The sequence below is a fragment of the Vibrio sp. 10N.261.51.A3 genome, from assembly GCF_041471965.1.
Lineage (GTDB): Bacteria > Pseudomonadota > Gammaproteobacteria > Enterobacterales > Vibrionaceae > Vibrio > Vibrio crassostreae_C.
In genome coordinates, this window is record NZ_JBFRPK010000038.1 from 36,190 (window position 1) to 48,938 (window position 12,749).

11 protein-coding genes are annotated in these 12,749 nt (G+C 44.9%); 10 read left to right on the plus strand and 1 reads right to left on the minus strand.

What is annotated here, in order from left to right:
• Nucleotides 1–99 precede the first annotated feature (99 nt).
• From lolC to lolE, 3 genes are read left to right on the plus strand one after another with little or no spacing between them, the layout of a single operon-like run.
• Nucleotides 100–1,308 (plus strand): lipoprotein-releasing ABC transporter permease subunit LolC, encoded by a 1,209-nt coding sequence (gene lolC / locus AB4371_RS10710; RefSeq protein WP_102429154.1) that lies wholly within the window; start codon nucleotides 100–102, stop codon nucleotides 1,306–1,308.
• Nucleotides 1,301–1,993, plus strand: a complete 693-nt coding sequence (gene lolD, locus AB4371_RS10715) for a lipoprotein-releasing ABC transporter ATP-binding protein LolD (RefSeq protein WP_017060230.1) — start codon at nucleotides 1,301–1,303, stop codon at nucleotides 1,991–1,993. Before lolC ends, lolD begins: the two co-directional genes overlap by 8 nt.
• The gene (gene lolE, locus AB4371_RS10720) at nucleotides 1,994–3,238 is read left to right on the plus strand and encodes a lipoprotein-releasing ABC transporter permease subunit LolE (RefSeq protein WP_017072111.1); all 1,245 of its coding nucleotides are present in this window, start codon (nucleotides 1,994–1,996) and stop codon (nucleotides 3,236–3,238) included.
• A gap of 205 nt (nucleotides 3,239–3,443) precedes the next feature.
• Here the strand turns inward: lolE and AB4371_RS10725 are convergent, their stop codons facing one another.
• Nucleotides 3,444–3,956, minus strand: a complete 513-nt coding sequence (locus AB4371_RS10725; protein WP_017060232.1) for a DUF2062 domain-containing protein — start codon at nucleotides 3,954–3,956, stop codon at nucleotides 3,444–3,446.
• Between the two features lie 17 nt (nucleotides 3,957–3,973).
• On the opposite strand from AB4371_RS10725, the gene AB4371_RS10730 reads away from it, so the two are divergent.
• The 7 genes from AB4371_RS10730 to rpsA all read left to right on the plus strand — a co-directional run bounded on the left by AB4371_RS10730 (nucleotide 3,974) and on the right by rpsA (nucleotide 12,745).
• Nucleotides 3,974–6,304 carry a DNA internalization-related competence protein ComEC/Rec2 gene (locus AB4371_RS10730; RefSeq protein WP_017060233.1) on the plus strand — a complete coding sequence of 777 codons (2,331 nt, stop codon included), beginning with the start codon at nucleotides 3,974–3,976 and terminating at the stop codon, nucleotides 6,302–6,304.
• Nucleotides 6,305–6,335: 31 nt separating this feature from the next.
• Nucleotides 6,336–8,084, plus strand: coding sequence for a lipid A ABC transporter ATP-binding protein/permease MsbA (msbA, locus tag AB4371_RS10735; RefSeq protein WP_017060234.1), 1,749 nt, complete (start codon nucleotides 6,336–6,338; stop codon nucleotides 8,082–8,084).
• A gap of 13 nt (nucleotides 8,085–8,097) precedes the next feature.
• Entirely contained in the window at nucleotides 8,098–9,105 is a 1,008-nt protein-coding gene (gene lpxK / locus AB4371_RS10740; RefSeq protein ID WP_372149692.1) for a tetraacyldisaccharide 4'-kinase, read from the plus strand.
• Complete coding sequence (locus AB4371_RS10745; protein WP_004736429.1) at nucleotides 9,086–9,265, plus strand: Trm112 family protein; 180 nt, start codon at nucleotides 9,086–9,088, stop codon at nucleotides 9,263–9,265. Before lpxK ends, AB4371_RS10745 begins: the two co-directional genes overlap by 20 nt.
• Complete coding sequence (gene kdsB / locus AB4371_RS10750; protein WP_017060236.1) at nucleotides 9,265–10,011, plus strand: 3-deoxy-manno-octulosonate cytidylyltransferase; 747 nt, start codon at nucleotides 9,265–9,267, stop codon at nucleotides 10,009–10,011. The genes AB4371_RS10745 and kdsB overlap by 1 nt, the downstream gene beginning before the upstream one ends.
• Nucleotides 10,012–10,287: 276 nt before the next feature.
• A complete protein-coding gene (gene cmk / locus AB4371_RS10755; RefSeq protein ID WP_017060237.1) occupies nucleotides 10,288–10,968 on the plus strand; it encodes a (d)CMP kinase in 681 nt (226 codons plus the stop codon).
• A 106-nt stretch (nucleotides 10,969–11,074) separates the two neighbouring features.
• A complete protein-coding gene (gene rpsA, locus AB4371_RS10760; RefSeq protein WP_010439921.1) occupies nucleotides 11,075–12,745 on the plus strand; it encodes a 30S ribosomal protein S1 in 1,671 nt (556 codons plus the stop codon).
• Nucleotides 12,746–12,749: the final 4 nt, after the last annotated feature.

Genomic DNA, 12,749 nt, shown 5'->3' on the forward strand with positions numbered 1-12,749 from the left:
ACTAATTGAGTTAATTCACTCTATATTTTCAATTAACCCCTACACAGTAACAGCAATACCCGTTACATTAACCCGCATCCCCTTTAGATGGTTCAAAGTATGTTTCATCCTATTTCGTTGTTTGTTGGCCTACGCTATTTGAAAGGCCGTTCAGGTGATCGCTTTAGCCGTTTTGTTTCTTATATGTCGACGGCAGGTATCACCATTGGTGTGCTGTCTTTGGTTACTGTTTTATCGGTAATGAATGGATTCGAAGCGCAGTTAAAAGATCGAATTCTTGGTGTTCTTCCTCAAGCGGTGGTTTATGAGCAAGGTGGCACCACCTCTCTTTCTGCCCAAGCGCCTAATTTTGCAGAGCAAATCTCGCTTAATGGTCACGTTGAACCGATTGTCCGCAGTGAGGCAGTGATTCAGAGTCCGGCTCAATTATCTGCGGGTTTGTTAATTGGCATTGAACCCAATTCAGATGACCCTCTTCAGAACCACTTGATTGCGGGCAGATTGTCTTCACTTAAAGCGGGTCAATATCAGTTGTTCCTCGGTCATACTTTGGCGAGAAATTTGAAGGTATCTATGGGTGACAAAGTTCGCTTGATGGTGACCAGCGCTAGCCAATACACCCCATTAGGTCGTATTCCAAGCCAACGAAATTTCACCGTTGCCGGTATTTTCAATACAGGTTCTGATATCGACGCTCAACTGATGGTGACAGACATCCAAGACGCTGGGCGTTTGATGCGTTATAAATCAGACACTATTTCAGGCTGGCGACTATTTTTTGAAGACCCGTTTGAAGTCGCAGAGTTATCAACTCAGCCATTACCGGAAGGTTGGTTGTGGAGCGACTGGCGAGACCAACGAGGTGAGCTATTCCAAGCCGTTCGTATGGAAAAAAACATGATGGGTTTAATGCTTGGGCTTATCATCGGTGTTGCTGCTTTCAATATTATCTCAGCACTTATCATGGTGGTGATGGAGAAGCAGTCTGAAGTCGCGATTCTTAAGACCCAAGGCATGACTGATGGTCAAGTCATGGGGATCTTCATGGTTCAAGGCGCAAGTAGTGGCGTGATTGGTGCGCTCTCTGGTGGTGTGTTAGGCGTTGCTCTAGCGATGAACCTTAATACTATTTTAGAGGCGATGGGCGTTGCTCTATTCTCCTTTGGTGGACAGTTACCAATTTTGATTAACCCAATTCAAATCGCTGTTGTTGTGGTTCTGGCTATTGCACTTAGCCTGATTGCCACTGTATTCCCTTCTTATCGTGCATCGTCTGTGAAACCTGCTGAGGCCCTTCGTTATGAGTAATTTTCTTCAATGTAATGATATCCGTAAAACGTACCGTGAAGGCTCGTTAGATACTGAGGTGCTCAAGGGAGTCAGCTTTGACATCGAAAAGGGTGAGCTAGTAGCAATCATCGGTACCTCTGGCTCGGGCAAAAGTACCTTACTGCATATCTTAGGCGCATTAGACGATGCTTCTGCGGGCAGTGTGAGTTTTCTTGGTCAAGATTTAGCATCTTTGAGTTCGAATAAGCAGGCGAAGCTTCGCAACCAGCATCTTGGCTTTGTGTATCAGTTCCATCATCTTCTATCTGACTTTTCAGCTTTAGAAAACGTGGCGATGCCGTTATTGATTGGCGGCGAAAAGCCCGCTAAAGCAAAGCAAGAAGCACAACGTTTGTTGGACAAAGTTGGATTGAGTCACCGCGTGGACCACCGACCTTCAGAGCTTTCTGGTGGCGAGAGGCAACGTGTGGCGATTGCTCGTGCATTGGTGAATAAGCCTGCGCTAGTGTTGGCGGATGAACCAACCGGTAACCTTGACCATAACACCGCACTGTCTATTTACGACTTAATGCGTGAACTGAACCGTGAATACGATACTGCCTTTTTGGTCGTGACTCACGATGGTGAACTTGCCGGTAAGATGGATCGCCAACTTCACATGCAAGATGGTTTACTGGTCAACGTAGAAAAAGAGGAGAGCTAAGTGTTTTCCTCTTTATCTCTATTGATAGGCGGCCGATTTAGCCGTGCGAAACAACGAGACAAGATGGTGTCGTTCATCTCATTGTCTTCGACCATTGGTATTGCGGTTGGTGTCGCGGTGATCATTATCGGCTTATCTGCGATGAATGGCTTTGAGCGAGAGCTTCAATCACGAGTACTTTCTGTCATTCCTCATGGTGAATTTGAAGGCGTGAATGAGCCTGTGACTCGTTGGGAGCACGTGATTGAGGAGTCGGTTAAGCACGATAAAGTCGTTGCTGCTGCGCCTTATGTGAAAATTACTGCGCTTGCTGAAAAGGGCAAAGAACTCAAAGCAATTGAAGTTCGCGGCGTTGATCCGCAGCTAGAACAACAGGTATCAAGCCTATCGAGTTTTATCGATAAGCAAGCTTGGAGCGAGTTTAAGGCAGGGCAACAACAGATCATTTTGGGTTCTGGTGTAGCGAATGTGCTGGGTGCGAAAGTCGGTGATTATCTGACTTTGATGATTCCGACGGTAAACGGTTCTGTGAAGGTTCAGGCACCAAAACGTGTTCGAGTGAAAGTGGTTGGCTTGCTGACGCTTAATGGTCAGATAGATCACAGTTTGGCGCTAATCCCGATTGGTGATGCTCAGGTCTACGCAAACTTAGGTGAGGCGGTAACTGGGGTTTCTTTGAAAGTGACCGATGTGCTGAACGCGAACTCTATTGTGCGTGAAGTGGGCAATCAGCTTGATGTGTATGTGTATCTACGAAGCTGGCAGCAGAAGTTTGGTTTCTTGTATCGAGATATCCAACTCGTTCGTACCATCATGTATCTGGTGATGGTACTGGTTATTGGTGTGGCTTGTTTCAATATTGTCTCGACGCTAATGATGGCAGTAAAAGACAGAGCATCAGAGATCGCGATTTTAAGAACCATGGGTGCATCAGACGGCCTTGTGAAGCGCATCTTTGTTTGGCAGGGCGTATTCTCAGGCGTGTTAGGCAGTTTAGTGGGCAGTGCAATAGGTGTGCTAGTCGCTCTTAATCTCACGACACTAATCAAAGGACTTGAAAAGTTGGTCGATCACCAGTTCTTGTCCGGTGATATCTATTTTGTCGACTTCTTGCCATCACAGCTTGATATGACGGATGTTGTTGTGGTTTCCGGCACTGCGATTGTGCTGAGTTTACTGGCGACATGGTACCCAGCATCACGCGCGGCGAAGTTGAATCCAGCCTCAGTGCTGAGTTCTAAATAGCATTCGCCTAAATAACAGGCCGTCAGTTTTCAGTCGATACAAAAAAGGATCCCTGTGGGATCCTTTTTTATTGAATTCAATTCGTGTTCTTTACGACTTTCGTTACATGCCAATCTTGCAGAGGTAAGTAGCTCATCCGATTTTAACTTGTGTACGTTTTAAGTGAAGCGCATACAAGGTTAGATTGAATAACAAGAAATGGCGTTCAGTGCCTTGCTTGTCGCTTCTTCCAACTTCTTACTACTGAGTAGCGCCATAAACCGCGAATACCAAAGTAGCCAATCATTGCTGAAACCACGCCACAAATCAGACAACCCAATAAGAACGGAGGCCCTATAGTGCTCATTTGCGCCAAGATGAAGTCCCAAGACAATTCGAAATGGAAGGCTTGCGGTGGCACATGCATAACAAACGCCCCGACTTTATAAGCAAAGTAGAAGAGAACAGGCATGGTAACCGGGTTACTGATCCAAACAAGTGCGACAGCTAAAGGCAGGTTAACGCCACATGCGACAGCAAGGCCTGCAGACATAATCATTTGACTTGGTAGAGGGACAAACGCCATGAATAACCCAACAGCAAACGCGCCAGCCGCAGAGCGACGATTAAGGCACCATAAGTTGGGGTTGTACAAAACATTGCCAAAAACTTTCAATGCTTTCTGACGCTTGATTAGATCATGGTCAGGCATAAATCGTTTGATAAACTTTCTTGGCATAGGAGGAAGCTACTCTCTTGTTTAACACTTGGTTCTTGATTTCATTTGCTGCGACAGTTGTGTCTGCCAGCTTCTGGCCTGTGATGCCACATTGGGTTTGGGCACCATTGATGCTGTTGTTACTGCTAGCACCAACAAAGTATAGCGTTTTCCGGAGTGCAAGAGGTCCAGTAACAGCATTGATACTAGTTATCTGCCTAGGGAATGCGATTGAAATACAAACGAGTCGCTTATTCCAATCAGGGCAGAATACTACCATAAATGCGTCGGTTGTTAGCCTTTTTAGTGAAAATAGCCACGGTTTTGAAAGCGTAATAGTAGTCAGATCAATTGGCGGCGAAAAATTAATCTTTCCTCAATTGATAAAATTGCGTTTGTTTACTCCTTTCAAGCTAACGCTTGGAGATGATGTCTATTTATCGGCCTCAATAAAGCCGATATGGGGCAAACTCAACGAAGCCGGCTTTGACCGAGAAAAGTACTTGTTTAGTGCTGGCGTGGTTGCCAATGCAACTTACAGAGCAGATACCAAGTACCGAATTCATTCTAGCACCAACTTACGCGCCCAATGGTTTGAAGCCAGCCTTGAAAGGTTAAGTCTGCTGGCAAATCAAGATCTCATTATCGCTTTGAGTTTTGGATATCGAGACCTTATTCCGCCTCAGCGGTGGGATATGCTTAAAAGCAGTGGCCTGATTCACTTGATGGCTATTTCGGGGCTGCATATTGGGATTGCCTTTGGTATCGGCTATCAGATTGGCAAGATATTAAGGTTACTTTCCCCTTCATTTCTTTGGTTACCTACAATATTCGGGCTCGGCTTGGCGTATTTCTATAGTTGGTTTGCTGGATTCACGCTGCCAACTTTGAGAGCTTTGGTGATGTGCGTTATCGCGAGTTATTTCTTGTGGCGTGGGCAAAATATCAGTTTGCTTCGGTATGTTACTTTAAGTGTGTGCGTGGTTCTGCTGATTTGGCCGTTTTCAGCTTTGTCGAGCAGTTTTTGGTTGTCCTTTGGTGCATTGGGCGCTGTTTTCTATATCGCCTGTAATACTCAGCGCTCAGCTTCAAGCTTTACATTTATCGACTACGCACTCCAACTTATTAAGCTTCAACTGATGCTGACATTCCTTATCGCGCCTTCCTCGATGTTGTTTTTCAAAGGAGTCAGTTTAGTCTCTGTTTTCTACAACTTGTTCCTTTTGCCTTGGGTATCGATGGTGACGATCCCGCTGTTGTTTCTGGCAATGTTTCTAAGCTTAATATCGGAGTCAGTGTCTGGCGTGGTTGGTATAACAGCGCTAGACAATGATTTGGTCAGTCAGCTGTGGAAGTTAGTCGACTTATCGCTTGAGCCTCTCGTATTTAGTCTTCCTTTCTCTGAGCGATTTTGGATCCAAGTCGATAATCAGACGATTGCATTATCAGTATTCCTTATCTTGTTTTTGAGCTTTGTTAGTCGGTATTTCAAGCGAACATTATCGATATTGGTAACTGCAGTGTTTGTGCTGTGGTGGGAGTTCAGCAAACCCCAGCAAGACAAACTAACTATTGATATCTTGGATGTTGGGCATGGGTTGTCTTTGGTCTTGGAAAAGAACAATCAGATTGTTGTTTATGATCTTGGCAATGCGTGGCCAGGAGGCTCGGTTGTTGAGTCTTTGTTGATTCCTACTTTGAATCAGCGGGGGATTTATGAATTAGAAGGCGTGATTGTGAGTCATTTCGATTCTGACCATGCTGGTGGTTATCCGGCATTACTTGAGAACTATACGCCAAAGTGGATAAGAACCAGTCAGAACATTATTCAAGAACGCCAATCTATCACTCAAGCCCCGTCTAATATTCAAACATGTACTATTGGAGAGGTTTGGAACTGGCAAGATGTTGTTTTTGAGGTGTTGTGGCCGCCTAAGCAAGTAAAGAGGGCGTATAACCCACATTCGTGTGTGGTCAAGATCTCAGATCATAGTGCTGATTTCTCAATGTTGCTCACTGGTGATATTGAACTGGTAAGTGAGTGGTTACTTGCTCGTGAAGGAGAACAGCTAAGGAGTGATGTTATGTTGGTTCCGCATCATGGCAGCGATTCGTCATCGATTAAGTCGTTTATTGAGGCGGTGTCTCCTCAGCTGGCGATAGCTTCTCTTGCCAAAGGCAACCAGTGGGGAATGCCGAGTGAGTTTGTTATTGAACGTTATCAGGAAGCGGGGAGTACTTGGCTAGATACTGGAGAAAGCGGACAAATAACCATCACTCTTAGCAAAGAAGGTTGGCAATATCATGCGATTAGAGAACAACAAGGCGGGCAGTGGTATAGGCAGATGCTCCGTAAGGGAGTAGAATAGATAGATTATTGTGAGAAAATTAAGCGATTCTATGTCAACACAAACAGATGAAACTACCTGGGTCACATTTAAAAGACTTTGGACTTATATTCGATTATATAAGGCCGGCCTAGGTGTTGCGGTAATTGCGCTTATTATAAATGCCGTTTCTGATACCTATATGATTTCCTTACTAAAGCCGTTACTTGATGAAGGCTTTGGTAATGCTGAATCTGACTTTTTACGTACACTTCCACTTATTATCTTTGCCATGATGTTCGTTCGTGGCGTCAGTGGCTTTGTTTCAACCTATTGCTTGAGTTGGGTCTCTGGCAATGTGGTGATGGAAATTCGTCGTAAGATTTTCAGCCATTTCATGCACATGCCTGTTTCTTTCTTCGATAAAGAACAGACAGGCGCATTGCTATCTCGAATTACTTACGATTCAGAGCAAGTGTCTGCAGCAACCAGTAAAGCGTTAGTCAGTATTGTCCGTGAAGGTGCAAGTATTATAGGCTTGTTGACGCTGATGTTCTGGAATAGTTGGCAGTTATCTTTGGTGTTATTTGCTGTAGCGCCTTTGGTTGCGTGGGCGATCAGTATCGTATCGAAGCGATTCAGAAAGATCTCTAAGAACATGCAAACTAGCATGGGTCACGTTGCTTCTTCAGCTGAACAAATGCTGAAAGGGCATAAAGTGGTTCTAACTTACGGTGGTCAAGATCTAGAAAAACACCGCTTTGATAAAGTTAGTAACCAAATGCGCCAACAAAGCATGAAGTTAATCACTGCTCAAGCGGCCGCTAACCCGATTATTCAAATGATCGCATCAGTTGCGATTGTTGTTGTTCTATTCCTTGCTAGTGTCGATTCTATTAAAGCCGAGCTTACTGCCGGTACGTTTACCGTTGTCTTCTCTGCAATGTTTGGTCTATTACGTCCGCTAAAGGCGTTAACTAACGTAACGTCTGAATTCCAACGTGGTATGGCTGCGAGTACGACTCTATTTGGCTTGATGGATCTAGATACCGAGCAAAACAAAGGGACGTTGAAACCTGAAACTGTAATGGGTGAAGTGGCTGTTAAAGATGTCACGTTTACTTATGACGGTGCAGAGAAACCAGCACTTGATAAGATCAGCTTCAATATACCGAAAGGTAAAACGGTTGCGCTTGTTGGGCGATCTGGCTCGGGTAAGAGTACCATTGCTAACCTATTCACTCGTTTTTATGACGTAGACTCTGGTTCAATTGAGCTTGATGGCCACGACATTCGTGATTACGAATTGAGAAATCTGCGTGAGCACTTTGCGCTCGTTTCTCAAAATGTACATCTGTTTAACGATACGGTCGCGAACAACATCGCTTACGCAGCAGAAGAACAGTATTCACGTGAACAGATCGAATACGCGGCTAAGCTTGCTCATGCAAGTGAGTTTATCGAAGGCATGGAAAATGGCATCGATACCGTTGTTGGTGAAAATGGCGCAAGCCTTTCTGGTGGTCAAAGACAACGTATTGCGATTGCACGTGCTTTATTAAGAGATGCGCCTGTGCTGATTCTTGATGAGGCGACGTCTGCACTGGATACTGAGTCAGAGAGAGCGATTCAATCTGCACTAGAAGAACTGCAGAAAGACAAAACAGTATTAGTTATCGCACACAGACTCTCTACCATCGAGCAAGCTGATGAGATTCTAGTGGTTGATGATGGTCATATTGTAGAAAGGGGCGCACATGCTGAGCTAATCGCGCATGATGGTGCTTATGCACAATTACACCGAATTCAGTTCAGCGGATAAATTAGGTTTTGTTGTGATCGAAAAGATTTGGTTTAACAATCACCCGTTGAAATATCTTCTCTGGCCGCTATTGTGGCCACTGAGTCTGCTGTTCAAATTGATTAGTGGTCAACGTCGTGATGCTTACCTCTCTGGGAAGAAAGAGACCTACCGCCCGCCTTTACCTGTTATTGTTGTGGGCAATATTACCGCTGGTGGAAATGGTAAAACCCCGGTTGTGATTTGGTTAGTAGAAATGCTTCAGGCTCACGGCTTTAAACCTGGAGTTGTGTCTCGTGGTTACGGTGCAAAAGCACCAAGCTATCCGTTAGTGTTGAATGAAAATACGCCAGCAGAGCATTCGGGTGATGAACCTCGCTTGATTCGTAAGCGAACTGGTGCGCCAGTCGCAGTCGACCCTGTGCGAGCTAACGCAGTGAAAGCATTGCTGAGCAAAGGTGTTGATGTGATTATCACTGACGATGGCCTTCAGCATTACGCGCTTGAACGCGACATTGAATTTGCAGTTATCGACGGCGCAAGACGCTTTGGTAGCGAATGCCTAATTCCTTTAGGCCCGTTAAGAGAGCCTGTATCTCGTTTAGATGAAGTCGACTTTTTGGTTAACAATGGCGGTAAAGCGCATAGGCGAGAGTTCTCGATGTCTTTGCTTCCAAGCCAAGCGGTTAACCTAAAGACTGGTCAGAAAAGGTCTGTGGCTGAATTACAGAAGCTGGTTGCTTTTGCCGGTATTGGCCACCCACCGCGCTTTTTTAAAACATTGGAAGATCTTGATGGTGATGTGGTATTCACACAGGGTTTCGCCGATCATCAAGATTTTGATAAAGATGAACTTCATGCCTTAGCTAAGAAAGGTATGAATCTGATTATGACAGAAAAAGACGCTGTAAAATGCGAAGAATATGCTCAAGATAACTGGTGGTATCTTCCAGTTTCTGCGCAGTTCGATGAAGATTCGCAACAGCAAATTTTAAAAAGAATAAAAGAGGTTATGGAATACTATGGATCACCGTCTACTTGAGATCGTTGCTTGCCCTGTATGTAAAGGTAAACTAACTTTTGACAAGGATAAGCAAGAGCTTGTTTGTAAAATTGATCGCCTTGCTTACCCAATTAAAGAGGGTATTCCTGTTCTTTTAGAACCTGAAGCTCGCACCGTTTCTATGGATGAGGGTAAGTAATGTCTTATACGGTTGTTATACCTGCAAGATACCAATCGAGCCGTTTACCAGGGAAGCCACTTGCTGACATTGGTGGAAAGCCGATGATTCAATGGGTATACGAACAGTCAATGAAAGCGGGTGCCGATAACGTTATTATCGCTACCGACGACGCTCGAGTTGAAAAAGCGGCTAAAGCATTTGGCGCGACCGTTTGTATGACATCACCGAATCACGAATCGGGCACTGAACGCCTAGCTGAAGTGATTGAAGTTATGAATATTCCTGATGATCATATTATCGTGAATGTTCAAGGTGATGAGCCACTTATCCCACCTTCAATCATTAATCAGGTTGCCAACAATCTTGCTAACAGTACAGCCCCGATGGCAACGTTAGGTGTGGAAATTACTCATGCTGATGAAGTGTTTAACCCTAATGCCGTTAAAGTTGTAACCGATAAAGACGGTTACGCCTTGTATTTTAGCCGAGCAACCATCCCTTGGGATCGCGATGCTTACGCGAACAACGGTACTGCAGCGGAATCTCCTTTGCTTCGTCATATTGGTATCTATGCTTACCGAGCGGGTTTTATCAATACCTACATTAATTGGGAACCAAGCACTCTTGAACGTATTGAGTGCCTAGAGCAATTACGAGTACTTTGGTACGGTGAAAAAATCCACGTAGACGTTGCGGCGGAAGCACCGGCTGCTGGTGTTGATACGCCTGAAGACCTAGAAGCGGTTCGAGCTATTATTGGCTAAGCTTCTTTGAGCTGTTTACAGAACACCACTGAGCCTTGCTTATTGCGAGGCTTTTTTCTATCTACCGAAAAGTGCGCTATCGAAAAGCACGTGTGTGTCTTATTGACCTAAGCAAACGGATATTGGGATAGTTGCATTGGTTTATGCATCATCAACACGGAATTATCTGAGATTTACCTCGCTCGAGTTCCAATTTTTCTCTATAATATGCCGCCTATAAAGTAGTGGCGAATCGCTAGTACAGAATAAAACTTACGACAAAACGTGGAGTAAAAGATGCCTTCTCAAAGCCCAGTGATTACGGTTGATGGACCAAGTGGTGCAGGTAAAGGTACCCTGTGTATGTTGCTAGCAGATAAGCTAGGCTTTCATCTTCTAGACTCAGGCGCGATCTATCGCGTATTGGCTTTAGCGGCAATTCACCATGGTGTGGATACTGAATCAGAGGATGCTTTAGTACCGCTTGCTACACACTTAGACGTGCAGTTTATTGCTGAAGGCGACTTAGTTAAGGTTATCCTAGAAGGTGAAGATGTGTCTGGTGAACTTCGTAAAGAAGAGACAGGCATGGCGGCTTCAAAAGTTGCTGCTTTACCTCGCGTTCGCGAAGCACTGCTTCGTCGTCAACGTGCATTCAGCGCTGCGCCTGGTTTGGTTGCAGATGGTCGTGACATGGGAACGGTTGTGTTTCCTGAAGCTGAAGCGAAAATATTTTTAGATGCAAGCGCTGAAGAGCGTGCGAGTCGCCGCCTTAAACAGTTGCAACAGAAGGGGTTAGATGTTAAATTTGACGACCTTTTGAGCGAGATCCAAGAGCGAGACGACCGAGATCGTAATCGCCCAGTGGCGCCACTTCGCCCTGCAGAGGATGCTCTAGTGCTTGATTCCACCTCAATGAATATTGAGCAGGTAGTAGAAAAAGCACTACACTATATTGAATCGAAACTGGCTGGGTAATTTCGCCGAGCTAGTACGAACGTTGGTCGCAAGGATGATGACCGGCGAATTTATCAACCCCATGCGGTAGGATACCCATGGACGTTTAATTATTGAAGATTAAATAATGACTGAATCTTTTGCTCAACTCTTTGAAGAGTTTCTATCTGAAACTGAATTCCAACAAGGCAGCATCGTTAAAGGTACTGTAGTAGCTATCGAGAACGGTTTCGTTCTTGTAGACGCTGGTCTTAAGTCTGAATCTGCTATCCCTGCTGAACAATTCAAGAACGCTGCTGGCGAACTTGAAGTTGAAGTTGGTGCTGAAGTAGACGTAGCTCTAGACGCTGTTGAAGATGGTTTCGGTGAAACTCAACTTTCTCGTGAGAAAGCTAAGCGTCACGAAGCTTGGATCGTACTTGAGAAAGCTTGCGAAGAAGCTGAAACTGTTGTTGGTATCATCAACGGTAAAGTTAAAGGCGGTTTCACTGTTGAACTTAACGGTATCCGTGCTTTCCTTCCTGGTTCTCTAGTAGACGTACGTCCTATCCGTGACACTGCTCACCTAGAAAACAAAGAGCTAGAGTTCAAAGTAATCAAGCTAGACCAGAAGCGTAACAACGTTGTTGTTTCTCGTCGTGCTGTTATCGAATCTGAAAACAGTGTTGAGCGTGACGAACTTCTTGAAACTCTACAAGAAGGTACTGAAGTTAAAGGTATCGTTAAGAACCTTACTGACTACGGTGCATTCGTTGACCTTGGCGGTGTTGACGGTCTTCTACATATCACAGATATGGCTTGGAAGCGCGTTAAGCACCCATCAGAGATCGTTAACGTTGGTGACGAAATCCTAGTTAAAGTTCTTAAGTTCGATCGTGAGCGCACTCGTGTTTCACTAGGTCTTAAGCAACTAGGCGAAGATCCATGGGTAGCAATCGCTAAGCGTTACCCAGAAGGTCACAAGCTTTCTGGTCGTGTTACAAACCTAACTGACTACGGCTGCTTCGTTGAAATCGAAGAAGGCGTTGAAGGTCTAGTACACGTTTCTGAAATGGATTGGACTAACAAGAACATCCACCCTTCTAAAGTTGTTAATGTTGGCGACGAAGTTGAGGTTATGGTTCTTGATATCGACGAAGAACGTCGTCGTATCTCTCTAGGTCTGAAACAGTGTAAAGCTAACCCATGGCAGTCATTTGCAGAAATGCAAGCTAAGGGCGACAAAGTTACTGGTAAGATCAAATCTATCACTGACTTTGGTATCTTCATCGGTCTAGAAGGCGGTATCGACGGTCTTGTACACCTATCTGACATTTCTTGGAACGCTGCCGGCGAAGAAGCTGTACGTGAATACAAGAAAGGCGACGAAATCTCTGCTGTTGTTCTAGCAGTAGATGCAGAGCGTGAGCGTATTTCTCTTGGCGTTAAGCAAATGGAAAACGACCCGTTCAACGCATACGTTGCTGACAACAAGAAAGGTGTTCTTGTAAACGGTACTGTTACTGCAGTTGACGCGAAAGGCGCTACTATCGAGCTAATCGAAGGCGTTGAAGGTTACATCCGCGCTTCTGAAGTTTCTCGCGACCGTATCGAAGATGCATCTCTAATCCTAAGCGTTGGCGACAGCGTTGAAGCGAAGTTCACTGGTGTAGACCGTAAGAACCGCGTAATCAACCTATCTATCAAAGCTAAAGATGAAGCTGATGAGCAAGAAGCAATGGCTTCACTGAACAAGTCTGAAGAAGGCGCGTTCGGTAACGCAATGGCAGACGCATTCAAAGCTGCTAAAGGCGAATAATAGC